This is a genomic window from Mucilaginibacter sp. P4_E8, from assembly GCF_056401495.1.
In genome coordinates this window covers 28,889-52,228 of record NZ_JBFUJG010000035.1, presented here as the reverse complement: position 1 = coordinate 52,228, position 23,340 = coordinate 28,889, and the positions used below count along the sequence as shown (strand labels likewise).

Annotated in this window: 26 protein-coding genes and 1 tRNA gene; 12 read left to right on the top strand and 15 right to left on the bottom strand. The window is 41.9% G+C overall.

Annotated features, from left to right (window positions below; genetic code table 11):
- The first annotated feature begins 119 nt into the window (after positions 1-119).
- Entirely contained in the window at positions 120-578 is a 459-nt protein-coding gene (locus AC1DRQ_RS14995; protein WP_477425508.1) for a hypothetical protein, read from the top strand.
- Between the two features lie 165 nt (positions 579-743).
- On the opposite strand, the gene AC1DRQ_RS14990 is transcribed toward AC1DRQ_RS14995, so the two are convergent.
- Both AC1DRQ_RS14990 and AC1DRQ_RS14985 read right to left on the bottom strand, forming a co-directional pair.
- Positions 744-2,546: a DNA polymerase III subunit gamma/tau gene (locus AC1DRQ_RS14990; RefSeq protein ID WP_477425507.1), complete on the bottom strand. Its 1,803-nt coding sequence runs from the start codon at positions 2,544-2,546 to the stop codon at positions 744-746.
- 76 nt (positions 2,547-2,622) lie between these two features.
- Positions 2,623-2,838: a hypothetical protein gene (locus tag AC1DRQ_RS14985; protein WP_477425506.1), complete on the bottom strand. Its 216-nt coding sequence runs from the start codon at positions 2,836-2,838 to the stop codon at positions 2,623-2,625.
- A 158-nt stretch (positions 2,839-2,996) separates the two neighbouring features.
- Here AC1DRQ_RS14985 and rpsF point away from each other — a divergent pair, with 158 nt between their 5' ends.
- From rpsF to mtgA, 4 genes are all read left to right on the top strand, one after another.
- The gene (gene rpsF, locus AC1DRQ_RS14980; protein ID WP_429398600.1) at positions 2,997-3,362 is read left to right on the top strand and encodes a 30S ribosomal protein S6; all 366 of its coding nucleotides are present in this window, start codon (positions 2,997-2,999) and stop codon (positions 3,360-3,362) included.
- Positions 3,362-3,625, top strand: a complete 264-nt coding sequence (gene rpsR, locus AC1DRQ_RS14975) for a 30S ribosomal protein S18 (RefSeq protein WP_022833472.1) — start codon at positions 3,362-3,364, stop codon at positions 3,623-3,625. The genes rpsF and rpsR overlap by 1 nt, the downstream gene beginning before the upstream one ends.
- 15 nt (positions 3,626-3,640) lie before the next feature.
- Positions 3,641-4,084, top strand: a complete 444-nt coding sequence (rplI, locus tag AC1DRQ_RS14970) for a 50S ribosomal protein L9 (protein ID WP_429398602.1) — start codon at positions 3,641-3,643, stop codon at positions 4,082-4,084.
- A gap of 113 nt (positions 4,085-4,197) precedes the next feature.
- The gene (gene mtgA, locus AC1DRQ_RS14965) at positions 4,198-4,956 is read left to right on the top strand and encodes a monofunctional biosynthetic peptidoglycan transglycosylase (protein WP_477425505.1); all 759 of its coding nucleotides are present in this window, start codon (positions 4,198-4,200) and stop codon (positions 4,954-4,956) included.
- A 74-nt stretch (positions 4,957-5,030) separates the two neighbouring features.
- Here mtgA and AC1DRQ_RS14960 read toward each other — a convergent pair whose 3' ends face one another.
- A complete protein-coding gene (locus AC1DRQ_RS14960; RefSeq protein ID WP_477425504.1) occupies positions 5,031-5,636 on the bottom strand; it encodes a YdeI/OmpD-associated family protein in 606 nt (201 codons plus the stop codon).
- Positions 5,637-5,731: 95 nt separating this feature from the next.
- Between AC1DRQ_RS14960 and AC1DRQ_RS14955 the strand changes: the two genes are divergently transcribed.
- Complete coding sequence (locus AC1DRQ_RS14955) at positions 5,732-6,820, top strand: alpha/beta hydrolase (RefSeq protein ID WP_477425503.1); 1,089 nt, start codon at positions 5,732-5,734, stop codon at positions 6,818-6,820.
- 176 nt (positions 6,821-6,996) lie between these two features.
- Here the strand turns inward: AC1DRQ_RS14955 and AC1DRQ_RS14950 are convergent, their stop codons facing one another.
- The 3 genes from AC1DRQ_RS14950 to AC1DRQ_RS14940 form a co-directional block, all read right to left on the bottom strand.
- The gene (locus tag AC1DRQ_RS14950) at positions 6,997-7,647 is read right to left on the bottom strand and encodes a hypothetical protein (RefSeq protein WP_477425502.1); all 651 of its coding nucleotides are present in this window, start codon (positions 7,645-7,647) and stop codon (positions 6,997-6,999) included.
- A 129-nt stretch (positions 7,648-7,776) separates the two neighbouring features.
- Positions 7,777-8,067: a YciI family protein gene (locus AC1DRQ_RS14945; protein WP_477425501.1), complete on the bottom strand. Its 291-nt coding sequence runs from the start codon at positions 8,065-8,067 to the stop codon at positions 7,777-7,779.
- A gap of 74 nt (positions 8,068-8,141) precedes the next feature.
- The gene (locus tag AC1DRQ_RS14940; RefSeq protein WP_477425500.1) at positions 8,142-8,624 is read right to left on the bottom strand and encodes an ABC transporter ATPase; all 483 of its coding nucleotides are present in this window, start codon (positions 8,622-8,624) and stop codon (positions 8,142-8,144) included.
- 45 nt (positions 8,625-8,669) lie between these two features.
- Here AC1DRQ_RS14940 and AC1DRQ_RS14935 point away from each other — a divergent pair, with 45 nt between their 5' ends.
- The gene (locus AC1DRQ_RS14935; protein WP_429398616.1) at positions 8,670-9,155 is read left to right on the top strand and encodes a hypothetical protein; all 486 of its coding nucleotides are present in this window, start codon (positions 8,670-8,672) and stop codon (positions 9,153-9,155) included.
- Here AC1DRQ_RS14935 and AC1DRQ_RS14930 read toward each other — a convergent pair.
- Entirely contained in the window at positions 9,150-9,953 is an 804-nt protein-coding gene (locus AC1DRQ_RS14930; protein WP_477425499.1) for a (Fe-S)-binding protein, read from the bottom strand. The two genes, AC1DRQ_RS14935 and AC1DRQ_RS14930, sit on opposite strands and share 6 nt — an antisense overlap.
- Before the next feature lie 114 nt (positions 9,954-10,067).
- Positions 10,068-11,369, bottom strand: a complete 1,302-nt coding sequence (locus AC1DRQ_RS14925) for a 4Fe-4S dicluster domain-containing protein (RefSeq protein ID WP_477425498.1) — start codon at positions 11,367-11,369, stop codon at positions 10,068-10,070.
- Between the two features lie 217 nt (positions 11,370-11,586).
- On the opposite strand from AC1DRQ_RS14925, the gene AC1DRQ_RS14920 reads away from it, so the two are divergent.
- A tRNA-Phe gene (locus AC1DRQ_RS14920) sits at positions 11,587-11,659 on the top strand.
- Between the two features lie 189 nt (positions 11,660-11,848).
- Positions 11,849-14,206, top strand: coding sequence for a tetratricopeptide repeat protein (locus AC1DRQ_RS14915; protein WP_477425497.1), 2,358 nt, complete (start codon positions 11,849-11,851; stop codon positions 14,204-14,206).
- Between the two features lie 454 nt (positions 14,207-14,660).
- Here the strand turns inward: AC1DRQ_RS14915 and AC1DRQ_RS14910 are convergent, their stop codons facing one another.
- Together AC1DRQ_RS14910 and AC1DRQ_RS14905 are read right to left on the bottom strand one after the other, a co-directional pair.
- Positions 14,661-17,336: a carboxypeptidase-like regulatory domain-containing protein gene (locus AC1DRQ_RS14910; protein ID WP_477425496.1), complete on the bottom strand. Its 2,676-nt coding sequence runs from the start codon at positions 17,334-17,336 to the stop codon at positions 14,661-14,663.
- The gene (locus tag AC1DRQ_RS14905) at positions 17,333-18,265 is read right to left on the bottom strand and encodes a GLPGLI family protein (RefSeq protein ID WP_477425495.1); all 933 of its coding nucleotides are present in this window, start codon (positions 18,263-18,265) and stop codon (positions 17,333-17,335) included. The genes AC1DRQ_RS14910 and AC1DRQ_RS14905 overlap by 4 nt, the downstream gene beginning before the upstream one ends.
- A 233-nt stretch (positions 18,266-18,498) precedes the next feature.
- Here AC1DRQ_RS14905 and AC1DRQ_RS14900 point away from each other — a divergent pair, with 233 nt between their 5' ends.
- The 3 genes from AC1DRQ_RS14900 to AC1DRQ_RS14890 all read left to right on the top strand — a co-directional run bounded on the left by AC1DRQ_RS14900 (position 18,499) and on the right by AC1DRQ_RS14890 (position 20,985).
- On the top strand, positions 18,499-19,647 hold the full coding sequence (locus AC1DRQ_RS14900) for a sensor histidine kinase (protein ID WP_477425494.1): 1,149 nt from the start codon (positions 18,499-18,501) through the stop codon (positions 19,645-19,647).
- Positions 19,644-20,333 carry a LytR/AlgR family response regulator transcription factor gene (locus AC1DRQ_RS14895; RefSeq protein ID WP_477425493.1) on the top strand — a complete coding sequence of 230 codons (690 nt, stop codon included), beginning with the start codon at positions 19,644-19,646 and terminating at the stop codon, positions 20,331-20,333. Before AC1DRQ_RS14900 ends, AC1DRQ_RS14895 begins: the two co-directional genes overlap by 4 nt.
- Before the next feature lie 226 nt (positions 20,334-20,559).
- On the top strand, positions 20,560-20,985 hold the full coding sequence (locus AC1DRQ_RS14890) for a DUF1801 domain-containing protein (protein ID WP_477425492.1): 426 nt from the start codon (positions 20,560-20,562) through the stop codon (positions 20,983-20,985).
- Between the two features lie 253 nt (positions 20,986-21,238).
- Here AC1DRQ_RS14890 and AC1DRQ_RS14885 read toward each other — a convergent pair whose 3' ends face one another.
- Genes AC1DRQ_RS14885 through AC1DRQ_RS14865 form a run of 5 tightly spaced genes read right to left on the bottom strand, consistent with a single transcriptional unit; the run spans position 21,239 to position 23,274 of the window.
- Positions 21,239-21,679 carry a hypothetical protein gene (locus AC1DRQ_RS14885; RefSeq protein ID WP_477425491.1) on the bottom strand — a complete coding sequence of 147 codons (441 nt, stop codon included), beginning with the start codon at positions 21,677-21,679 and terminating at the stop codon, positions 21,239-21,241.
- Positions 21,680-21,694: 15 nt separating this feature from the next.
- The gene (locus AC1DRQ_RS14880) at positions 21,695-22,102 is read right to left on the bottom strand and encodes an SRPBCC family protein (protein WP_477425490.1); all 408 of its coding nucleotides are present in this window, start codon (positions 22,100-22,102) and stop codon (positions 21,695-21,697) included.
- Positions 22,071-22,484, bottom strand: coding sequence for an LIC_13387 family protein (locus AC1DRQ_RS14875; protein ID WP_477425489.1), 414 nt, complete (start codon positions 22,482-22,484; stop codon positions 22,071-22,073). The genes AC1DRQ_RS14880 and AC1DRQ_RS14875 overlap by 32 nt, the downstream gene beginning before the upstream one ends.
- Complete coding sequence (locus AC1DRQ_RS14870; RefSeq protein WP_477425488.1) at positions 22,481-22,939, bottom strand: SRPBCC family protein; 459 nt, start codon at positions 22,937-22,939, stop codon at positions 22,481-22,483. Before AC1DRQ_RS14870 ends, AC1DRQ_RS14875 begins: the two co-directional genes overlap by 4 nt.
- 2 nt (positions 22,940-22,941) lie before the next feature.
- Positions 22,942-23,274 carry an ArsR/SmtB family transcription factor gene (locus AC1DRQ_RS14865; RefSeq protein ID WP_477425487.1) on the bottom strand — a complete coding sequence of 111 codons (333 nt, stop codon included), beginning with the start codon at positions 23,272-23,274 and terminating at the stop codon, positions 22,942-22,944.
- Positions 23,275-23,340: the final 66 nt, after the last annotated feature.

The following is a 23,340-nucleotide window of genomic DNA, read 5'->3' as shown; positions in this document are numbered from 1 at the left end:
GTGTAACATCATACAGAAAGCAAATACATTATTAATATCGCATTTAACCGGTTTTTAAATTGGTTTATTTGCTTTTTTTGGCAAGGTTTTTAAGGTATATTTATGTAAAATATACTCCTATGGACAATCAGCATATAACCCCCGAATTTGATGATGACGAAAACGATGACGCATTAAATGATAATAGTGCTGACCGTGACAGAACATTAAAGGATGAATTAGGTGAAACTATTGATAAAGAGGATCTTAATTACAATCCTGATGATAACAGCTTTGAATATGATGTAAAAAGTGATGACCCGGATTATGATCATCCTGATCCATATGATACCTCAGTAAAAAACGGGAATGATATGAATTCAACTTATGATGAGGCCAACCCTTATGATACAGCAAATGAATATACCGAAAAAAGATCGCTCGAAACAGATGTAGACGACCTTGGCATGCATATTGACGATGGCGATATTGTAGAAGTTGACCCAACAGATGCTGCATTAGCACACACTCCTGAAGATGATCGTGATGATCTTGACGATGAAGGTTATCCAAAAAATGATACTGAATTTCTTAAATAGTTTTTAATGATGAGTAATCCCTGTGGTCATCCTGAACTTGTTTCAGGATCTCTCAGGATAGTTAATGAAGTATAATAACTTAGCTTATGAGATGCCGAAACGAGTTCGGCATGACAAATATAACGAAACAAGGCAGGCTTTAACCTGCCTTGTTTCGCCTCTCATTCAATCAAAATCAAGATTAAAGCGGTTTCTTAAATCAACAAGTTGTGGGTTCCTGGCAGCCATGTGCTGAAACTTTTCCATAGCGGTGTAAGGTTTTCTGATCACTTCCTGCTCATCAACACGTGCATTTACCTCAATACTGAAATTATTTAGTTTACTGCGCAAAAAATTATGCATTTCAGGTCGCTCCTCCCTAAATAAGTTTTCCTGTACTTTATTCCCTACCAAAATCTCAAATTCATATGGCTTTAGCATACGCGGCGCGTTGGAAGTAAAGATCGTAACCAGATTTTTCTTACCCTCGGCCTTTACTTTTGCTGCAAAATCGCTCCAGTACCTTAAAAAACTATCCATGGTAAAATCCTCGCGGGCATCACCCTTTAAATAAGGGTCTTCCTCTTCTGCAATCTCTTCCTCGGTTTTACCGGTATCAGTAAGCGAAGGGGTTGATAATCCTAAACTTGGCTTAGGTATAAATACCGCGGGCTTTTCGGTAGCTGGTGCCACCGCTTTTACCTGAGTTGCCTGATTATTTTGAGGCTGGGGCGCAGTCTTATTATAAGTAAGCGGCGTATCACTTAATACAGGGACCTCATTACTGATCTTATTTTCCTGAACCGGAGCTGTTATTGCTGCGGTATCAGGTTTTTTTTTTAATGACCCGTCGGTAACGGGCGTTGCGGCAAGTGGTGAAGTTGCCATGTTAAATGCCGAGGGCAAATGGCACATCTTGAGCAACGCCAATTCAACCTGCAATCGCTGGTTTTTACTCAGCTTGTAACTAATATCGCACTGATTGGCAATATTCATGGCCGAAAGTAAAAAAGATACCGAGCCTGTTTGTGACTGCTGCAGGTATTTATTTTTTATGCCCTCGCTTACTTCCAGTAATTTTAAGGTCGACTGATCTTTACTTACCAGCAGGTTACGGAAATGCTCGCTCAGGCCGGCAATAAAATGAGCCCCGTCAAACCCCCGGGCCAGTATCTCATCAAAAAACAACAATACTTTGGCTGTATTTTCCTGAAGTAAACTATCGGTTATATTAAAATAATAGTCGTAATCAAGTATGTTCAGGTTATCAATTACCGACCGGTAGGTTACCTTACCGCCCGAAAAGCTAACGATCTGATCAAACATGGATAAAGCGTCCCTTAAACCACCATCAGCTTTCTGGGCTATAATATGCAAGCCATCGGGTTCATAGCTTATATTTTCTTTCCCGGCGATGGAAGCCAGGTGACCGGCCATATCATCAACCTTGATACGGTTAAAATCAAATATCTGGCAGCGCGAAAGTATGGTGGGCAATATTTTATGCTTCTCGGTAGTGGCCAGTATAAATATGGCGTAGTGCGGAGGTTCTTCCAGCGTTTTTAAAAAGGCGTTAAAAGCCGCCTGCGACAGCATGTGAACCTCATCAATAATATATACCTTATAACGCGCGGCTTGTGGTGGTATGCGCACCTGCTCAATCAGGCTGCGGATATCATCAACCGAGTTGTTTGATGCCGCGTCAAGTTCATGAACGTTAAATGAGTTGCCATTTTCAAAAGCTTTGCACGAAGCACATTCGCCACAGGCTTCGCCATTGGGCTGTAAATTTGTACAGTTAATGGTTTTTGCAAGTATGCGCGCGCAGGTGGTTTTGCCCACACCGCGGGGGCCGCAGAATAAAAATGCCTGCGCCAGCTGATTATTTTTAATAGCGTTTTTGAGCGTATTGGTTATATGTTGCTGACCAACAACGGTTTCAAAAGTAGCCGGGCGATATTTACGAGCCGAAACAATAAAATTATCCACAGCTACGAAGTTAACAAGAAAATGCTTTAAGTTAAAGTACCAATGAAACGATTATGTAATTAAAAACTACGTTGCTTTATTGCAGGTCATCATCAGGGAGATGATCATCATCTTCTGGATCGGGTATACCGGGAATAAATTCGGCGTCGAGCCTGTCGTCAAAATCTTCGTCATCTTCGTCGTTCCAATCCCCTTCTATCGGTCTATCGCCGCGGGGCGCAGACAGTACAACTGAATCCGATGTAAATAACTGAAATTTAGAACTTTCAATTTTGCAAGGTGTAATCAGCATAACAAAGTATCTGTTTAAATCCGGTAATTAGCAAAATAAGTATAATTCAGCTAAAAATACTGCTTTTTATCATTATAATTGATTTGATTAATCCAAATTTCTTCTTACATTTGCAGCCCCGTAATAGCGGGTAATTAATTAAAAATCAAAGTATAATAATGCAACAGTACGAAATCGTGATCGTTCTAACCCCGTTGTTATCAGAAGAAACAGCTAAAGAAGGCATTGCCAAATTTAGCAAGATCTTAACTGATGGCGGAGCCGAAATTGTCCAGGAGGATAATTGGGGTTTGAGAAAATTAGCGTACCCTATTCAAAAAAAGACTACAGGGTACTATCACTTAACTGAATTTAAGGCTCCAGGTGATTTAATTAACAAATTGGAGGTAGAGTTAAGGCGCGATGAGCGTGTTTTGCGTTTCCTGACCATTGCTTTGGATAAACATGCCATTGCTTACAATGATAAAAAACGCAGCGGTGCTTTTAACAAAAAACCAGCGGCTAAAGTGGAGGACGCAAACTAATGGCTAACGAACAAATTAAATACGTTACCGCTCCCAAAGTGGAGGATAACCGTAAAAAATACTGCCGTTTTAAAAAGAATGGTATTAAGTATATTGATTACAAAGACGCTAACTTTTTATTAAAGTTCATTAATGATCAGGGTAAAGTATTACCACGCCGTTTAACCGGTACTTCATTAAAATTTCAGCGTAAAGTGGCTCAGGCTGTTAAACGTGCCCGTCACATCGGTTTATTACCTTACGTTACAGATTCATTAAAATAATAGGAGATTTAAGAAATGGAAGTTATTTTAAAACAAGATGTAAAAAACCTGGGCGATAAAGACGATGTAGTAAACGTTAAACCAGGTTATGGCCGTAACTACCTTTTACCAAAAGGCTACGCCATATTAGCTACTGAAAGCGCACGCAAAGTTTTAGCTGAAAACTTGAAACAAGCTCAGTTTAAACAAGAAAAGATCCGTAAGGATGCTGACGCGATAGCTGCCCGTTTAGAAGGTGTTAAACTTAACATTGGCGCTAAAGCCGGTGAAAGCGGTAAAATTTTCGGTGCCATCAACACTATTCAAATTGCTGATGCATTGAAAAAAGAAGGCTTTGAAGTTGACCGTCGTCGTATTACTTTTGATCAGGAGCCTAAGTTTGTTGGTGATTACATCGCAAACGTAAACCTGCACAAAGAAGTAAAAGTACAGGTTCCTTTCTCAGTAGTAGCTGAGTAATTTATATTTCGAAATTCGGATTTTTGATTTCGGATTTTGAATAAATTTTAGAATTTTTAAAAGGTGTTTCGCTAAAGCGAAACACCTTTTTTTATAGATAATTATTAGTTTTCGTGAAACGGACATCACCATCAAACAAAAAACCAAATCAGAGATCAAAAAACAGAGGTTCCCAATCAATGTTCGGCGGTATATTTAAACTGATCTTCAGGGCATTTAAACTCGCGTTTTTACTTTTTGTAGGCTTAAGCCTGTTGGGGGTGCTTTTTTACCGTTTTGTACGCCCGCCTTTTACCTGGCTCATGATTGAACGCGGTTTTCAGCAAAAGGCACGTGGTAAGGAATGGAAGATAGATAAACAATGGGTAAGTTTTGATGAGATATCTGATAACATGAAACGTGCCGCCGTAGCCGCTGAGGACCAAAGCTTTCTGGAACATCATGGTTTTGATTTCAGGGCCATTGAAAAGGCCATTGAAAAAAACGCGCACAGCAAAAAATTAATTGGCGGCAGTACCATATCGCAGCAGGTAGCTAAAAATGTTTTTTTATGGGAAGGGCGCTCCTTATTAAGAAAAGGGGTTGAAGCTTATTTTACCATACTGATAGAGGTTTTTTGGAGCAAGAAACGCATCATGGAGGTTTACCTGAATGAGATTGAAATGGGCGATGGTATTTATGGTATTGAAGCTGCCTCACAAGCCTATTTCCATAAACCGGCAGCCAAACTAACTAAACATGAAGCAGCAGCCATCGCGGTAATATTCCCAAGTCCGCTAAAATGGTCGGCCACCCACCCTACCCGGTATTTAAGGCACAGGCAATATTTGATCATGAAAAACATGAAAAGGCTGGGGCCATTGGATTTTTAGAAGCCCCCTACTCTGAAGGGGGAACAAAAGTTTATATACTCGCGATACTTCCCCTTTAGGGGATTGAGGGGTTTCTATTTATACTTCCACATCCTGGTTTTACCTTCAGATAGCCATTCAATAGCAGTATCTAATCGCTTTTGGCGGGTGGCATCGGTTTTGGCTTCGGTGAACCACTCTACGTACTCCTTTTTATTGGAATAGCTAAACCCATCAAACACTTCTTTAGCTTTAGGATAACCAGTTAAAAGATCAGTAAAATAATCCGGGATAACTAATTCGGCTTTTGCGGCAGGGGCTTTGGGGGGTGCTTTAACACCTTTTTCGTTCAATGCAATACACTGCAATATGTAATCAGTCAGTATTTCTTTTGAAGGCAAATCGGCAATGCTGGTAAGGCGGCCAAAGCTCCCCATGGCAGGTTCTTCGGTATTGTTCAAAACAAGGTATGGATCCTTAATAAGTGATGATCTCCAGAAACCGAAAGCGCAGTGCTGCTTAAAGGCAGCCATATTACATATGGTGCCTTTATAATCAAAAAAAGGCATCCCCCATTTTATTGCTTCCCCAATAAGCGGTGAGGCTTCATGAACTACCCACCTGATATGTTCCAGTATTGGCTTTGCAAATTCGGCAGACTTAGCAATATATGCATCTATCCGGCTATCGTATTGTCCCATACAATAAATTTATACATATTGTTTTCAATTACCAATATCCCTTAATATAATATTAACTTTTTAATTAGTTTTATAACAAGTTAAGCCACAACGACATGATATCATATTTATCAAAATTTACATTTGGTTTATTAGCTATTACAATACTTGGTACCATATCAGGATATTGTCAGGTTAAAAGCGTTTCGCCCAATCCATTTTGCGAAAAAGAGATAGTATCGTGGGATTATAGCTCAAAGGTTATTGGTGAAGATTATACCATATATATTCATTTCCCACCCGGATATGATACCACTAAAGCCAAGTATCCGGTATTGTATATGACCGATGGAGATTGGAACATGACTGTAGCCATGAATTGCTTTAATATGCTGCGACAGGATTATGAAACAACAGAACCGCTTATTGTTGGGATTGGCTATGGCTCCCGGCCCAATAAACGGGGGAGAGATTTAAACCCAGGCACCGGTGGCCCTAAGTTTTTAGATTTCATTCAGCAGGAAGTGATGCCATTTATACAAAGCAAATACAGGGTAAGCGATAATAAAGCACTATATGGCTATTCATTGGGCGGTATGTTTACCACCTATGTTTTATTTGAGCATCCAGATTTGTTCAATATGATCTTTATAGGTGCTCCCGGCAATGGTGGCAGTGAATTGATACCTGCAGCGCAAAAGTATTTTACTACCCATAAGGATCTTAATTGTAAAGTTTTTGCAGGCGTAGGCTCCTACGAACACATGGGAGTAAATAACATTGCACAGTTTAAAGCTTACATGGAAAAACAAAACTGCAAAAACCTTGAAATCGCTACAGGTGTTACCCCTAATGCCGGACATGGAGCGGCGCTGGCCCAGGTAATGCAAAATGCCATAGCATTTGCCTATTGCAAAAAACATAAACCTATTACCTTAGCGGCAGCAGATCTGGAAAAATACACAGGAAGTTATACTATTGCTGGTGATACCAAAAATAAATTCAAGTTATACGTAGATGATAAAATGCTTTATTTTAAACAAAATGAAGAGTCTCCCATTCAATTGGTTCCTTATACTAAGGATGGCTTTTTTATGTATGAAAGCGAGAGAGCAGACATATCATTTAAGGAAGAAGGCAGCAGGAAATATATACTTTTCGCTTTCCCTAACGAAAAGCCTACACGGTTGGATAAGACCAATTGATCAGTTAACTTCATCATTAGCTCATCCCTAACAGGCTTTTGTTCTAATCGCATATTTCAATAACAATTACTACCTTTTCTTTCAATCATAATGGAGAAAATATCGCTTCAATTGTTCCCTAATAGAATTTTAAAAAATAAATCAATAAACAGGCATTTCTGTTTGCCCTGGAAATATCAAAAATCAACAAGTTTATTCTTACTTCTTTGCTGAAAATATCTAATCCAAGCCACCGAAAGAGATAGATTAACACTAATTGGCAATATCATAAGTGGCATGTGTGTAAAGCAAAAACCAAGAATCACTAAAACTGTCAGCGTACATAAAATATATAATGTTTGCTTTCTCGCGAATATCGTTTCTAAGTGAACAATGTTAACTTTATTTTGAGCCTTATAGCTTTCTATAGCCGACTGAAAATCAGATAAAAATGTCTTTAGCAAATCATTGTTGCAGAAATTATTGTTAGCCCCTATTTTGAATTTAGTACCATCTAAAAACCCCAGGGTAAACACAATCCCATTTTTTCCATCGTATATATAATAATACTTCAAATCACTAAAGGGAATATGGATTGTTTGATTCAACTCTATTGTCAAATCGGTCATAGAGAGCTTTGCAATTCCTATTCTTTTAATTCTATGCTTATTTAACAAAAAGAATGCTATCGCTAATCCTATCAGTGCTATTACCCCTATACCTGGCGATATGATGCCCGTAAATAAAATTCTAAAAGGAAATAAGCCTAAAACTATAATTGCAAATGATAATCCAAACAAAAGATAAACAAGGCCTTGTCTAGTATATTCGAAGGTATAATCTTTCATGCATTATAAAAAGCGAAGGTCGAAGTGTGGTAAGTATAATAAATTACTGCTGACTTTCAGAAAATCAAACAGTCCTTAAAATTATCAATTAAAGTAACAAAAATGTTTTTTACATAAAATCTGGATGCTTCAAAGCCCTAGAATACCTTTGAGTTCGGGACGATATTTAGAAGTTAAAAATTCTGTTACTGTGATCTCCGCCAATCCATGTATGTAAAACGGATCTTCGGTAATGATTTTTTCTACCTCCTGTTTGGTAGCAGCCAAAGCCAGGATAATACCGCCAGTACGCGGCTCTTTACGTCCCCATATAACAAATATTCCTTTATCGTAATATTTTTCCAGGTGTTCAACGTGCGGAGCCATATATTTATCCACCTCCTCAAGCGGCACAATATAATTAAGATCGATGATGAACATAGTTTTAATTATTAAGCTATTACCGTTATTGTTTTCATAATTAATTGAATGAGCCAACTAATTATAATGATTTGTTAATTAACAAGATCCCTGAACAATTGTATATGCCAGCTGTTTTTAAATGGCACCTCCCATTTGCTTTCCAGTTCGGTTATATTTTGTACCATGTTGTTGTAAACAATCGTTTCGGTATTTATCTTTCCTTGCTTCAACATATCCTCAAAAGCATGGCGGGGTAGTGATTTCACCTCTTCCCCTTCACGATAGGCCAGGTTAAACCTGTCGAACAGGTTAACATTAAAACGCTGCTCTATCTGCTTCATAAAATGAACTGATTTATCAATGGAACATCCGCTGGCACCAGCCTGACTTTCATCAACTATCAAAATAAAAAAACGGTTATATCTAATCTCGGCCCGGGCTTTTAACTGGTTGTTATGGGCTGTCCAGCCGATGGTAAAATTATCCAGTTCAGGCTGTATCTGCTGCACTTCCTGGTCAGATAGTTTTCTATCGGCCTGGTATATCCAAACTCTTGAGTGTTGAGAAAATTCCATTTACAAAAATATCAATTTATTAACTTCGGGTTACATTTTGTTGTCATGAAAAAAACACATCTGTCGCAAACAAAAAAAATGCTGTTAGTTGTCTGCATTTTGCTTGCAGGTTGGCTTAATTATAGCTTCAGACCACAAACAGACGATCAGGAATGGCTGGATTGGAGTAACAAATGCCTTTCAGAATCGTACAACCCGCTGCCTGATGTTAAATTAAAAAAGTGGGAACTCACCCTTACAAACGATTATTTTTTACGGCTCCGAAAAACTTATCAACATGGTAAACAGGTGTATTACTCCTTTAATTTGCACCGCTTAAACGATGTAGGATACCAGGGCGACGACAAAGCAGGAACTCTGCAATTGAGCACCGCTGCCGATGATATTATTGTGCAAACTTATGAGGATCCAAAGGGGGATATCGACTCCATGTCGACCGTGCTTGACCTGCCCGTTAAGAACATGAGCACAGAGCGATTGGACAGCCTGAAAAGCGCGTTGAACTACTTTAAAACAAAAGCCGATTTATAACCCATTTGCCCTAACGGTGATCTCGGCAATATCCAGCACGCGTATCTCCTGCTCTTTATCCTGATGTTTTACGCCGTCGGTAAGCATGGTCATGCAAAACGGACAGGCAGCAGCCACAACCTGTGCATTAGCTTCCAGAATATCCTCCATGCGCTCCATATTGATGTCTCTTTTACCTGGTTCGGGTTCTTTAAACATTTGCCCTCCCCCTGCACCACAACACAAACCGTTTGATTTGCAGCGTTTCATTTCCACCAGTTCAGCATCCAAAATTTCGAGGGCAGCACGCGGCGCCTCATAAACATTATTACCCCGGCCCAGGTAACAAGGATCATGAAAGGTGATCTTTTTCCCCTTAAAACTTTCACCACCTTCGGCCTTCAGCTTCCCTTCATCAATCAGTTGTTGAATGAGCTGGGAATGATGGATCACCTCATAATTGCCCCCCAAACCCGGGTACTCGTTTTTAATGGTATTAAAACAATGCGGACAACCGGTTACTATCTTTTTGATGTTGTAGCCATCAAGCACCTGTATATTGGTCATGGCCAGCATCTGGAACAAAAACTCATTACCGGCACGCTTGGCGGGGTCGCCGGTACAGCTTTCCTCCGTGCCTAAAACGGCATAACTGATGCCTACATGCTGCAGGATCTTGCAAATATCACGGGTTATTTTCTGTGCTCGTTCGTCAAAACTACCTGCACAGCCCACCCAGAATAATATCTCCGGTTCTTTTCCCTGTGCAGCCATCTCGGCCATGGTAGGTACTTTTATTTCGGATATCGAGTTTTCCATATCAGATTTATTATTGGTAGATGGTCAATAGTCCATAAACCATAGTTTCCTTTATTGTTTTATTATAATTGGTTATAAGCTATCGTCTATGACTATTGACCATCGACTACGGACTTAAGGCTTCTCAGCCCAATTAAACCTGTCTGCCTGGCTGTATTTCCATGGAGCGCCATTATTCTCTACATTTCCAAACATATTGTTCAGACTTGCGGGAGCCTGCGATTCTTCCATTACAATATAGCGGCGCATTTCGGTGATGATCTCCAACGGATTAATATTTACCGGGCAGGCCTCCACACAAGCATTACAGGTGGTGCAAGCCCAAAGTTCTTCGCGGGTAATGTAATTATCCAATAAGGTTTTACCATCGTCATGATCTTTGCCGTGCTTATCCAGGTTATTACCCACTTCGGTGATCCGGTCGCGGGTATCCATCATAATTTTACGGGGCGATAATAGCTTGCCGGTAATATTGGCCGGGCACACCGAAGTACACCTGCCGCACTCGGTACAGGTGTAGGCTTCCATCAGATTTTTCCAGGTAAGGTCTGTAACATCCTTAACCCCAAAACGTGCTGGTTCGCCCGTGTTTTCAGGTACAAAAGAAGGATCAAGCATAGCTTTTACCTCGTTGGTAACCGATGCCATGTTGGTAAACTTCCCTTTTTTATTCAAGTTGGAATAATAGGTATTGGGGAAAGCCAGCAGGATATGAAAATGCTTGGAATAAGGCAGGTAATTTAAAAATGCCAAAATACCAACAATATGAAACCACCAGCATACCCGCTCAACAAGTACCAAGGCACCTGAACCATCAGGCAGCAAAGGGGCTATCAGTGAGCTTACCGGGAAGCTGCCGGCTTTAACGTAGTGACTAAAATGTAATAACTGTAATTTATAGTCGGCCGCGTTCATGGTTAAAAAGGCGGTCATCAGTAAAATTTCGGTAATAAGTATATAGTTGGCATCTGACCGTGGCCACTGTGTCATCTCGATACCGCTAAAGCGTTTTAAACGCACAATATTACGCCTGCACAGGAAAACCACACAAGCAACAAGCACCAGCACAGCCAGCCCTTCAAAGCCACCTATCAGCAAACCATACAAACCACCAAGCGGATGAGAAAATATACGATGCGATCCGAAAATACCATCAATCATGATCTCGAGCACTTCCAGGTTAATGATCACAAAACCTATGTAGATAAAAAAATGCATAATGGCCGCTACCGGACGTTTTACCATTTTAGTTTGTCCCAGGGCTATTTTTGCCATTACCTTCCAGCGTATGGCTGGCTGGTCAGAACGGTCAGTATCTTTTCCCAACAATATGTTGCGCCTTATTTTACCGGCGTTTTTGGCGAACAGGTAAATAGCCGCTCCTAAAATGATAATAAATATAGCCTGTGCAATCATTATGCGTGCATAGTAAGTTTTTCAAAGTTAATTGAATTGTTGAAACAGAAAAATGTTTTGAGGCCGAAAAATCCTATAGCAGCTAAGTAACTGATTAAGTGGATAATTGTTTAAGTTTATAATTAATACCTTACTCAATCATGCTTTTTTGAAAACTTTTTTCAAAAAAAACTTTTCAAACATAAAAAAAAAGTTACATTTGCACTCCCCAAAAGGAGGTATCATAGCTCAGTCGGTAGAGCAAAGGACTGAAAATCCTTGTGTCGCTGGTTCGATCCCAGCTGATACCACAAAAAATTCACACTGTGTTATATATAGTGTGAAATTGTTCAAGAAGTTTTTATAAAGCCTTTAGATGAAAATCTGAAGGCTTTTTCTTTGTCGGTTAATTCATAAACGCTATTTCTGCATTGGTATGAATTTCTTATTTTTAGGCGGTTTATCATGACCAGTTCAAAAATCCTAAGACCTTTTTACTAATGAATTTCAAACCTTTATCATTAAAATACACTTTGGTGGGCTTACTTATGTTGATTTCGCTAAGCGTTTCAGCTCAAAAAAAAGAGCAGACACGTATCGATTCGCTGCTCAAACAGCTACCGCCCGCCAAAGAAGACACCAATAAAGCTAACTTGTTAATAAATCTGGGGCGAACCTATTCAACGCTCAAAAAAGCAGACTCTGCCGTTTATTATCTGCAGCGTGCCCGGTTACTGGCAGAAAAGCTTCCATGGCAAAAGGGGGTGGCCAGATTATATTATTATCTGGGAGACCACTACTATAGCCAGACAGATTACGTCAAAGCGCAAAACTATCTGAAGGAAGCTACTGAACTGAGTTTTAAGATCGGCGATTACCAGTTTGCCTTTAAATCGGTTAGCTACCTTGCCGGCGCGATATATGCGCAGAAAAAAGGTTCCGCGGTGATCAGCTACCTGTTGCCTGCCGCCGGGCGTTTTAAAAAAAACAACCAGACGGGACTACTGATAAATACGTATGTGCTGATAGGGAATTGCAGCCTGCATGAATTTAATTACAATGCAGCCATGGATTACTTTGATAAAGCATTGAAACTGCAGGCAGCCACTCCGCATAACTATTTGAGTACATACGATTTGGTTGTGGTAGCCAACTTCTATTTTCGGCTGCACAATATCAAAAAAGCAAGGACGATCTTTCTGAAAGCCGCCAAAATGGCTGAGCAGACCGGCGATGAGGGCGGCATTGTCGATGTTTACATTGGTCTGGCGCATTGTGCCGATGTGGAGCATGATTATTCCAGGGCAATGGTCTATTATAATAAAGCGATACAAGTAGCTCAAAAAGCAAATAACTACAACAGTTTGTGCGCGACAGAAAATGAGATCAGCTGGGATTATTTTGTAATGAAAGACTATGACAAGGCCTGGCTGCATTCTAAACGCGCGACATCGTATGTAAAAGCCGACTCATCAATATTAGCTTATGCATTATCTACTTTGGGCAGTATTTACAGGGAAGCGCCAAATTCTGTTATGGAGAAGGCAGGCTTGAAACCTGGCCAGCAGTATGAGAAATCGCTTGCTTTATTATCTGAAGGACTCAACTATGGCGAAGCGCACCGGGATTTTGATTTGGTGAACGAAAGCTGGAGGGAGTTAAGCCTGACCTACGAAAAAATGAACCGTTATGCCGACGCTTTTAAAGCCTACAAAACCTATATAACCCAAAGGGATAGCACAGACAGTTTAAAGAACGAAAAGGCTATTTTACTGAAAGAGGCGCAACTTAACTATTCGCATAAAGAAGATTCGCTTAAATATAATCAGAACATCACGAACGCTCAACTGAAACAAAAAAAGCAGCAAAGTTATTTTTTTATAGGAGGGATAGCCGCATTATTGGTTTTATCGCTGTTTATCGCGCTGAATTACAATAACCAGCGCAAGTCGAACAAATTGCTGGCTGCCGCCAATGACCAGGTCACCAATGCCAATCATGAACTGAGCGAGCAGCGCGAGGAAATAACCGCCCAGCGTGATCAACTGGAGCATACTCTTGCCAATTTAAAAACGGCCCAGCAACAACTCATTCAAACAGAGAAAATGGCATCCCTTGGTGAACTTACGGCAGGTATAGCGCATGAAATACAAAACCCGCTGAACTTTGTAAACAATTTTTCGGAGGTAAGTATTGAATTATTAGATGAATTAAAAGAAGAAGCGCGGGCTGGTAATCATGAGGATGTGATAGCCATAGCCACTGATCTTACCCAAAACCTGGAGAAAATAAATCACCACGGCAAGCGTGCAGACGGCATTGTCAAAGGCATGCTGGAGCATAGTCGCCCCTCAACCGGCCAGAAAGAACCAACCGACCTGAACAAGCTGGCTGACGAATACTTACGACTGGCCTATCATGGTCTCCGGGCAAAAGACAAAAGCTTCAATGCCGAACTGATCACTCATTTTGAACAAAGCCTTCCACGGGTAAATATCATCCCGCAGAACATTGGTCGTGTTTTGCTCAACCTATTCAACAATGCTTTTTATGCGACACAACAAAAGCGAAAAATAGCTAACGAGGATTATAAGCCGACAGTTGAAATCACCACTTTACTGTCCGTAGATAATATCGTTATTCATGTAAAAGATAATGGCATAGGCATCCCCGATGCTATTAAGGACAAGATATTACAACCATTTTTTACTACAAAACCAGCCGGCGAAGGCACAGGCTTGGGATTGTCACTTAGTTATGATATTGTGGTAAAAGGACACGGAGGAAATATTGCCATAAATAGCACAATTGCGGAAGGGGCCGAATTTATTGTTCAGATACCATACTTTGTGACATAGATCACCCCGGATCACTTAACTACAACAATTTGAACCAATAAATTTATTGGTTCAAATTTGCAATTAGCTGCAAATCCGAAAGAAAATAGTTCGAGATTTGTACAGTAGCCACCACAAAATAAAAAACAAAAGCCTTAACTTATTAAAAGTTAAGGCTTTGTTTTTTACATCAATGCCAGATTTGATGTCGGTTCTGATTATAAAACCACTCCTATCTTTAAGTAAGGCCATTAAGCTTATCAATCTTTATTCTCAATATAATCTTCGAATTCACCCCACTCAATTCTTTCTTCGGCTTTATCATCTACTGTAATAAACGTGACACTGAGGTATCCTGTAGCCATTATAACCTTGTTGAAAGCGCATATTCCCACGTGGACAAACTTGAATTACGTTTCACATAATCATGTACTATCGAAAGCTTACGTTTGTGAATAAAACCAACCAATGCAAATCAAATATTAAACAGCAATTTGAGCAGTATAATCCTTCCCGGCAGGGTATATGAACTGGCTGTCAACGTATTGGCTGATAAGTAAAGCGCGTTGTACGTTTTTATATTCAGGAAGTTGACCGCACTCAGCTCCAGGTCGGTTTTCCATTTTTCGATCCTGAATTTTGCTACGGCGTCCGCAAAAAAATATTTCAGATCGGGGTTGCCTTGTTGGCGGGTGAAGTAATGCTCACCCGATAATTTGAACTGCAAATTGGCAGTAGGGTTATAATTGATTGAGGCCTGCTGAAGCAACTGGTTGATATGAAAAGCTGATGCCCCCACTGCCGAATGACTGTCTGTTTGGGTAATGGTCGCCTTGTAGCTAAAGTTTACCTGCTCGTTCACTTTGGTATCGGCGCCTACATTAACGGTTTCCGAAATGGTGTTGAAAGGCAGCAGTGCATTATTCTGTATCTGCACCGACCTATTACTTTGCCATTGCACGCCACCGCTAAAAGTGGTCTTTAATATAAAGGAATATTTGCTCACGGTACCGTTCACCGTCCACGAATCGGTGCTGTTTGGGTATGGCAGCACCACGCGCTGCTGCAGGCTGTTGGTGATCACTTGCGAAGCAATATTATTGGAAGCGATATGGTTATAAAGGATGTTCAAGCTGGCGAAAAACAGTGTAAGCGCCTTCCGGTAGTTAAACCCAACAGCTGCCAACTGGTTCCGCCGTTGGGTCAGGTCGGCATTATTGGCGTAAAGCGTCCGGTAATCCTTCAGGATATAGCCCTGGTACACATCTTCTATCGTACCCGTTTCATTGCGATAACTGTATAGGAAACTCAGATAATTCTCGATCCCGGTTTGATATTTCACCTTTAACTGCGGGTTGAAATATAACCTTGATAAACGCCTGCTCAGCGCATACAGGCTATCCGAATAATTGATCTGCTGCAGGCTTACCGGCAAGGTCAGGTTCACTTTAAGGATACTGCCTGGCAGATCGTAAGCCGCTTCGGCATACAATTTTTTCCTGGTCCAGTTCAAATGGTTGATGGAGCTGTCCGATTCCTGGTTAATCCTGTTATTAGCCTGCACAACGCTCAGGTTTGATGTTAATGTTTGCGATTGTATATTAAAACCCGTTCTGAAACTTTGCGTGATGAGGTTCGACGGTATTTTGAACGAAACATAGTTATTGGTGAACCAGGTAGGCACATTCACATTTTGCACCAACTGAGCGTAGGGAATGTTGTTGTTAAATATCGCATTGTTATAGTCAAGCCCAATTGTCCTGCTCTCCGGCTCGGCCGAATGACTGATATAAGAATAGGCCTGAATAATGTTGTTCGATCTTAACGATTTGATCAGGTTAAATTCATTGGAGAAACTCAGCTTATTATCCTTGAATACTTGGTTCACGCCAGTGCCGTTGGTGTTCAGGTCCGAATAATTGATTGACCGGTTATTATCCATCAGCAGGGCATCGTTCAGGTAATATTTATCCTGATTAATGTTCAGCGTAAATTGAGTATGCAGTATATCCGGGTGGAAACGGTTGTACTGGGTTTCGTTATAGCGCACAGTGTCGCCGGGCAAAAAAATGGTGGTGCGCTGGCTGTAATCCTGCCGCTGGGTATCATGCAAATACCAGGCGTTGATCTTTAGCTGCACATTCTTTTTAAAGTTGACCAGGTTATTGAGGTTGAGGATACCCGACCGATCGAACAAATACCGGTTACGCGATAAAGCCGGGTCGCTCACCGAGCCAAGTGATAGCACGGTGGCCGGTACATTGTTATCAATCTGCTGCATATAATCAGCAAAATTGTGCGATACCAGGTCCTCCTGCAGGTCGTTACCTGTGTTATTGCCTTTGAGGTAATTAATTGCCTTATACTTATCCTTAAACATCATGGCGTTCAAATCCACGTTATAATTGCCCGGCAATCCCGCGCCGATGCTCTCCTGCCCTACCATCTGTAATTTAGCGCCTTTTTTGAAGCTGAGGTTGAGCGCCACATCGTCACTCATTACTTTATTTTGGAGCGCTTTAATAGGTTGATGATTTTCGATCACCTGCACCTGGTCTACCGCGCCCTGCGGAATAGTGGTAGTAGCGATATTATATTTATCATCCAGCAGGTTATCGCCGCCGATGTACAGGCTTGAGATCGGTTTATTATTATAGCTGATCTTACCATCGGCAGCAACCGTTATACCCGGCAGTTTTTTGATCACATCGCCAATAACCCTGTCCTGTGCACTGCTGAAATCGGACACCTTATAGCTCAGTGTATCGCCGCTCGTCCGCAGCACCGGCCGGCTGCTTTTGATCACTACCGCCTGTAACTGGTTAATCGAAACAGATAAAATAAAATCGACAGGTGCCTGCACATCCGTAATGCTTTTGCTCTGATTTTTATAACCCACGCAGCGCACCTCGATCACCAGGCCGTTCACAGCCATATTAGCCGGGAGCGGCAAAGCATAGGCGCCTTTGGCATCAGTAATGGTATAACTTACGATACCGTTAGTGGCGGGATTTTTCAGATTAATGCTGGCGTAAGGCACAGCTTTCCCGGTAGTGTCCTTCACGATACCCTTGACACTTTGAGCAAAGCCCGGGGCCGAAAATAGTAACGTAATAACCAGTAACCCCACATATCTTATAGCCTGGCTCATTTCTTTTCGGGCAATTCGATTGGGTTATTAATAACAGGCTGCGGCCCTACTTTTATATTGATTTTCGGCGCCGGCCTGCCACCGCCCTGACTCGCCGCTTGTGCATTTACCATCGACTGTGCAAAAGCGTTAGGGTCTTTGCGCATGGCCTCCTGCAGATTGGCAAACTCCTTTTGGGTAGTTTTGATGGCCTTGGTAGGGAGCTGGATGATATTAGGATCGCTATCCTGGTCGTCCATGCCAATCATGACGGCCATTCGCCCCTGGTTATCCGACGCTTGATTGGCTGGTCGGTCATCCTTTTTTGTGGAAATGACCGCTTTTTCAATCCCGTCGAACTTAAAATCGACTTCTTTTTTAGTATCATAAGCCTCCACGATCACACCCGGCAGTCCGTTGAGTTTCCACGGGCCTATATGCAGCGGCAGATCAGGACTAAACCAAGCGGTATAATCCCTTCCCTTAAAATGAGTTGTCGCTTTCTGGCAATGCAAACCGCCAAACGTGGCAGTATCGCCGCTTATTTTCCAGTCGATGGCGGGCAAAGCGTCTGTTATGAGATAATTATTGAACAGCAGCGGTTCTTTCCTCACCATTTTTTTCCCGTTCGGAAACTGGTAATATTCTGCACCCGAACCCGACGACCTTCGCTGGATGTTTACATGTCCGTCGACAGAATTGGCCTCTTGTTCCTGCATCTGTTTTTTGAATAACGCATCCTGCAACTGCTTGTCATAACTTTTGTAAGCGCCCGCGTTTTTACCTACAATCAAAACCATGTTTTCGGTATAGGGGTGCTCCCGGTTGGTAGTATCCCTGATATGGGAAAACTTGTAATGCACCAGTAATTGCGCGGTATCAGGCTTTTGCGCCCGGGCCATAACGTTGCATGATAATAGAGCTGTACACAATAAAAATTGCTTTTTCATATTTTGGATATTTTTAAGCAATAGTACTTTGCCCTTTCAACCAAGCGAAAACTATGTTACGAACACCACCTTCATACAAGCGAAAAATAGATATTTGTTATCCGTGGTTCTATCAGGAACAAATTGGTGAAGGGCGGGAGCCCGGATTTCAAAAATTGATAGTTTACCCGCCAAATCACTATATTGACATCAATAGTTTATGAATAAACCAGGCTTAATATACCTTTGACAGAATGCGCCGCATCAAAGCCAAACATATCATCGAGATACTGATCCACCTGGCATTCTGGATAGGTGTTTACTATACATTGAACTCGTTAACCAGTTCAACTATTAAAGTGCGGGTAAATCACAACGGAAAGATCATAGAAAAGAGCGCGGTGGATACCATTTTCCCTTATTCGCGCTTCACACTCGCGTTTCTGGCCATGCTATTCTACGGCAATATATTTTGGATATTTAAAAAGGTGCTCCGCTATAAAAGCTTAACTGCGGGCATCGCTATAGCCGTCGGCTGGTTTATACTGATCTTTATGGCCAACTATATTTTAGTTGGGTCTAAATTAAACCATAATCTCCCCTTTGGGGCTCCACCTCCTGGTTTTGATCAAGGCAAGGGCAGTTCTGACCATTTTATGCTGAATCGGGACGCGTTTTTTGCAATGGGGAACTGGGTGCATATGCAGCTCAGCATGCTGCTTATTTTTTTAACCGCAGCCGGGCTTTCTATAGCTTATTTCTTTCTGAAGGAATGGTCACGAAATGAACTGGTACGCAACCAACTGGAGGCTTATCAATTAAGCACGGAGATCAAATTCCTTAAATCGCAGATCAATCCACATTTCCTGTTCAACACACTCAACAACCTGTTTTCAATGGCCCAGGAAAAGGGGAATGATGAGCTTGCCGATGGTATCTCAAAACTCTCGGGTATGATGCGCTATATGATCTATGATAGCAATGCCGGCAGCGTGCCGCTGGGTAAAGAAATAGCCTACCTCGAAGATTGTATCACCCTGAATAAACTGCGTTATGCTGATGATGAGGTAAAAGTGACATTTGATTACCCGGCACAAACCGGAAGCGCCACCATTGCCCCGATGCTGTTTATCCCTTTCGTGGAAAATGCCTTTAAACATGGCGTTTCTATCGGCCAAACTTCCGGGATCGATATTGCCATCACGGTTTCAGATCATACATTGATCTTTACCTGTGTGAACACAAAATATAGCGCTATCAAAAAAATGGAAGACGAAAAAAGCGGCATCGGGCTCGAAAATGTAAAGCGACGGCTCGATCTGTTGTACCCCGGCAAGCATAACTTGCTGATAAGTGAAGATGATGGAAAATATATTGTTAAGCTCGAAATTGACCTGATATGATAACCTGTATTGCTATTGATGATGAGCCGAAGGCGCTTGAAGTGATAGAACGCTATTGCAACAAAACCAGCCTGGTTGACCTGAGAGCCACTTTTCGCGAACCAGTAAAGGCGATCGAATTCCTGAACCGCGAAAAAGTGGATCTCATTTTTCTCGACATTAATATGCCCGATATCAGCGGGATGCAGCTGGTGCAAACCTTATCGCCCAGGCCAATGATCATTTTCACCACTGCCTATAGCCACTACGCCGTGGAAAGTTATGACCTGAACGCTCTCGATTACTTGCTGAAGCCCATCACTTTCGAGCGCTTTCTTGCGGCAATAAATAAAGCCGGGGCAATGTCTTCAAAAAATGGTGTAAGCAATGAGGATGAGCCCACCGTTTTCATCAAAAGCGGTCCGCAAACCTACCAGGTTAAGGTAGACGAAATATTGTACCTGGAAAAAGACGGTAACTACATCACCGTTCACCTGAAAGACAGAAATATCCTGATCCGTGAAAATATGGGAGATATTTTTGACCTCGTACCGGCATCGGATTTTTTACGGATACACAAATCGTACGTGGTGGCCATTAAACATATTACCATGATCGAAATACATCAGCTTGTCATTAACGGTGAAAAAATCCCAATTGGCAGCACCTACCGCGATCCTTTGCGCAGCAGGCTGGGGCTAAAATAATGCCCGCTGCTTTATTGTCTTTGTTGTAAAATGCGGCAGCACCAGCCCCCGAATTGACAGAGATTATCACTTCCAGGTTTATTGCGCAACAAACTTTTAGTTTGATGGAAACCAGCAAAAAACTATAACAACGGGCAGCCACAAAATGTATATCCATCACGTTTTATTATTGGTGCTGGAAATTTGATATTTTCGTAACACGAACGCAAACAAAGCATAGTTTCAAATGGCTGAAAAAAAGACAAAATTGGCTGAAATAAAAACAAAACCAACCTCGGCAAGCGTGGAGGAATTTATCAATGCTGTTGACGATGAACAAAAGCGTAAAGACTGTTTTGTGCTTTTGGAAATGATGAAAAAAGCAAGTGGTGAAGAGCCGGTATTATGGAGCAACTCCATTATCGGTTTTGGTAATAAAAGATACAAAAGTCCCACCACAGGCAGGGAAGTTGATTGGCTCCTGATCGGTTTCTCTCCCCGTAAAGCGAATCTATCGTTGTACATTAGTGTGGGTATTAAAGCGCATGAAGATGCTCTTAAAAAGCTTGGCAAGCATAAAACGGGCGTCGGCTGCCTTTACATCAATAAGTTGGAGGAGGTTGATCTGAAAGTTCTAAATGATATGATAACTGCCTCATTAAAACAAAAGTAAAATACTTATCGCTTTTATTGGAGATTTCTGCCACGCGCTATCCGCGCCGACAAAAGATTGAACCTTTCTACAAAATTTGCCGCTAACTTTAGACCGATCTTTGTGTTGTTAAATACAATAAATGGAAAATTCTAAAAAAGATACCCCGGTGTTAAATCTCGATGCAAACCATTGAAGTCGGCATTAATGCAGTTGAAAACGATCATCGGATCAGCGGTGACCTCAATGGCGGTATGGTACCTTTGATCTTGCATTATTCCATTTTTTTTAATGCCTCTTTGATCTTGGCCATATCCGGGCCGCTACCGGCCCCTTCATAAAAGGATAGGTCTTCATCGGTTGCAACCAGGCGCAGGCACTGGGCACCCGGGGCTTGAAAATACAAATGCGGATCGGGCACCTCCAGCTTTCTGACAAGGCCCGAGTCCAGTATTCTCCGCTTTGTTTCTGCCACGTTATCTGACTTGAGTTCCAGCCAAATGGCGCGCGCGCTGCGAAGGAATTCGCTGGCGTCATCCACCTCTCCATAAAGAAAGGCTATAAAGAAATCATCGCCCAAACGGATAAAATCCCAGTCGGGGTCGGCCTGCATGAGCTGTCCGCCCAGTACCCCGCAATAAAATTGACTGATATTCTCCCGCTCTTTGCGGGGAACGAGAACCGATGAATGGTTCCCAAAAATCACTTTTGTCATGATGCTTTGATATAATTAAAATAACCAGTTTTTGATGACCATATCCCAACCCTTGGTACACTTCGTATAACATTCCTTTTCAGGAATCAGACCTTCATGAATAAACTTTAGTTCGGTTGTAGTTCCTTTAGAGATCAATTCAAAGATCATTGTTGTACCTGTCCATTCCGTTTTGTCTTGCTCCAGCCAGTTCAGTTCGCTCTTCGTCACCAGCCAGACTATTTTCTGGCCAGGAATCGCTTCAATGAGCCGTTGTTTGGAATAATGACGGCCGGGATGGTTAATGACAAATTCGTCACCGACTTTGTTGCTGCTGCCTTCAAAGTCTTTCGACCACCATTGGCTCACCTCGGTGAGACGGTTAAACACCTCAGCTGGCGTAGCTTCAACTTCAATGCTGGTATAATAACTTTGATTTTCCATAAGCCAATAATGTGCTTATCCCTGCCAATAACGAAAACGCCGCGGCAAAAGGGAAAAAATAAACGAATTCAATGATACCCAGAAACAATAGAAACAAGCCCAATACCAAGATAAAGCGCCGGTTTTGCTCAGCAGCCAATATCCATAATAATATACTAACCAGTAATAATACACCGATCATACTGAACCCGTAACCATCAAAAAAAGCACCCAGTGATACCGAGCGGCCCATAAAATCAAAATGCTCCTTTTCCATTCCGGTGATGACGGTGCCCACACGGGCATTTGGGGCTTCTTTCCAGGTCAGCGCCCCTATCGTGTGCCCTAAAGTATGCAGCAGCATCAACACTGCCGCGATCCTTAGTAATAGTTTTGCTTTCATTGTTCCACTTGTTTTTTGTAAAGTTCCATGATGGTGCCCCAACCTTCGTTCATGCTTTCTACGGCTTTACCGTTGCCCAGTTTATGGAGGTCCTTATGTTCAAATTTCACACGGGTGGTCTTTGGCCCTTCGGGTATAAATTCCGCTACCACTTCCGTGATCAGGTCCGGGTCGCATTTAAAATCACCGTTGATCTGCCAGGCCAGTACAAACAGGTCATAGGGCTGGTAAGTGAGTACGTAACCGATATTGGCTTCTGTGCCATCGGTGTGTTTAGTATACCAGCGCCCGTTCACGTAAGGCTCTACAACCATTTCGGTCATTTCCGCGCTGCCGATGTGGTGAGTCCGCGGCCACCAGAGATCCATTTTTTTGGTAAATACTTCAAAGGCCGTCTCCTGCGAGGCTTGGACCATGAGCTCTTTTTTGATGGAGGTTAAACTGATAGTTTCCATAATTATTGGTTAAGGTGTTTGTTATTTTCTTTTTCAGTGTTTTCGGCAAGTTTTTTGAAATTGACCAGTGCATTGTCCCAGAATTTGTCGAGGTATTCGCGCATAGCTAAAATACCTTCCCGGTTCACTTCGTAAATATTCTTTGTGCCATAGGTTTTAATGCTGATGAGCTTGGACTCCTTCAACACTTTCAGGTGCTGCGATACGGCAGGGCGGCTTACCGGCAAACCGTTAGCAATGTCGACCACAGCCAAAGGCCGGTCACGTAGTTTCTCGAAGATGGCCCGGCGGGTTGGATCGCCCAGGGCGTTAAAGGCACTGCTGCTTGCACTCATGATCACACTCATTAAAGGTAAGTATTAACTTACCGTAAGTACAAACTTACCAATTATTTTGAAATA

Coding starts and splice junctions, on each gene's coding strand:
- AC1DRQ_RS14910 (WP_477425496.1), bottom strand. CDS start 17,336: ATGAGCCAGGCTATAAGATATGTGGGGTTACTGGTTATTACGTTACTA.
- AC1DRQ_RS14915 (WP_477425497.1), top strand. CDS start 11,849: ATGAATTTCAAACCTTTATCATTAAAATACACTTTGGTGGGCTTACTT.
- AC1DRQ_RS14885 (WP_477425491.1), bottom strand. CDS start 21,679: ATGACAAAAGTGATTTTTGGGAACCATTCATCGGTTCTCGTTCCCCGC.
- AC1DRQ_RS14930 (WP_477425499.1), bottom strand. CDS start 9,953: ATGGAAAACTCGATATCCGAAATAAAAGTACCTACCATGGCCGAGATG.
- AC1DRQ_RS14955 (WP_477425503.1), top strand. CDS start 5,732: ATGATATCATATTTATCAAAATTTACATTTGGTTTATTAGCTATTACA.
- AC1DRQ_RS14865 (WP_477425487.1), bottom strand. CDS start 23,274: ATGAGTGCAAGCAGCAGTGCCTTTAACGCCCTGGGCGATCCAACCCGC.
- AC1DRQ_RS14870 (WP_477425488.1), bottom strand. CDS start 22,939: ATGGAAACTATCAGTTTAACCTCCATCAAAAAAGAGCTCATGGTCCAA.
- AC1DRQ_RS14940 (WP_477425500.1), bottom strand. CDS start 8,624: ATGGAATTTTCTCAACACTCAAGAGTTTGGATATACCAGGCCGATAGA.
- rplI (WP_429398602.1), top strand. CDS start 3,641: ATGGAAGTTATTTTAAAACAAGATGTAAAAAACCTGGGCGATAAAGAC.
- AC1DRQ_RS14935 (WP_429398616.1), top strand. CDS start 8,670: ATGAAAAAAACACATCTGTCGCAAACAAAAAAAATGCTGTTAGTTGTC.
- AC1DRQ_RS14995 (WP_477425508.1), top strand. CDS start 120: ATGGACAATCAGCATATAACCCCCGAATTTGATGATGACGAAAACGAT.
- AC1DRQ_RS14925 (WP_477425498.1), bottom strand. CDS start 11,369: ATGATTGCACAGGCTATATTTATTATCATTTTAGGAGCGGCTATTTAC.
- rpsF (WP_429398600.1), top strand. CDS start 2,997: ATGCAACAGTACGAAATCGTGATCGTTCTAACCCCGTTGTTATCAGAA.
- AC1DRQ_RS14895 (WP_477425493.1), top strand. CDS start 19,644: ATGATAACCTGTATTGCTATTGATGATGAGCCGAAGGCGCTTGAAGTG.
- AC1DRQ_RS14985 (WP_477425506.1), bottom strand. CDS start 2,838: ATGCTGATTACACCTTGCAAAATTGAAAGTTCTAAATTTCAGTTATTT.
- AC1DRQ_RS14960 (WP_477425504.1), bottom strand. CDS start 5,636: ATGGGACAATACGATAGCCGGATAGATGCATATATTGCTAAGTCTGCC.
- AC1DRQ_RS14900 (WP_477425494.1), top strand. CDS start 18,499: ATGCGCCGCATCAAAGCCAAACATATCATCGAGATACTGATCCACCTG.
- AC1DRQ_RS14905 (WP_477425495.1), bottom strand. CDS start 18,265: ATGAAAAAGCAATTTTTATTGTGTACAGCTCTATTATCATGCAACGTT.
- AC1DRQ_RS14950 (WP_477425502.1), bottom strand. CDS start 7,647: ATGAAAGATTATACCTTCGAATATACTAGACAAGGCCTTGTTTATCTT.
- rpsR (WP_022833472.1), top strand. CDS start 3,362: ATGGCTAACGAACAAATTAAATACGTTACCGCTCCCAAAGTGGAGGAT.
- AC1DRQ_RS14945 (WP_477425501.1), bottom strand. CDS start 8,067: ATGTTCATCATCGATCTTAATTATATTGTGCCGCTTGAGGAGGTGGAT.
- AC1DRQ_RS14875 (WP_477425489.1), bottom strand. CDS start 22,484: ATGAAAGCAAAACTATTACTAAGGATCGCGGCAGTGTTGATGCTGCTG.
- AC1DRQ_RS14890 (WP_477425492.1), top strand. CDS start 20,560: ATGGCTGAAAAAAAGACAAAATTGGCTGAAATAAAAACAAAACCAACC.
- AC1DRQ_RS14880 (WP_477425490.1), bottom strand. CDS start 22,102: ATGGAAAATCAAAGTTATTATACCAGCATTGAAGTTGAAGCTACGCCA.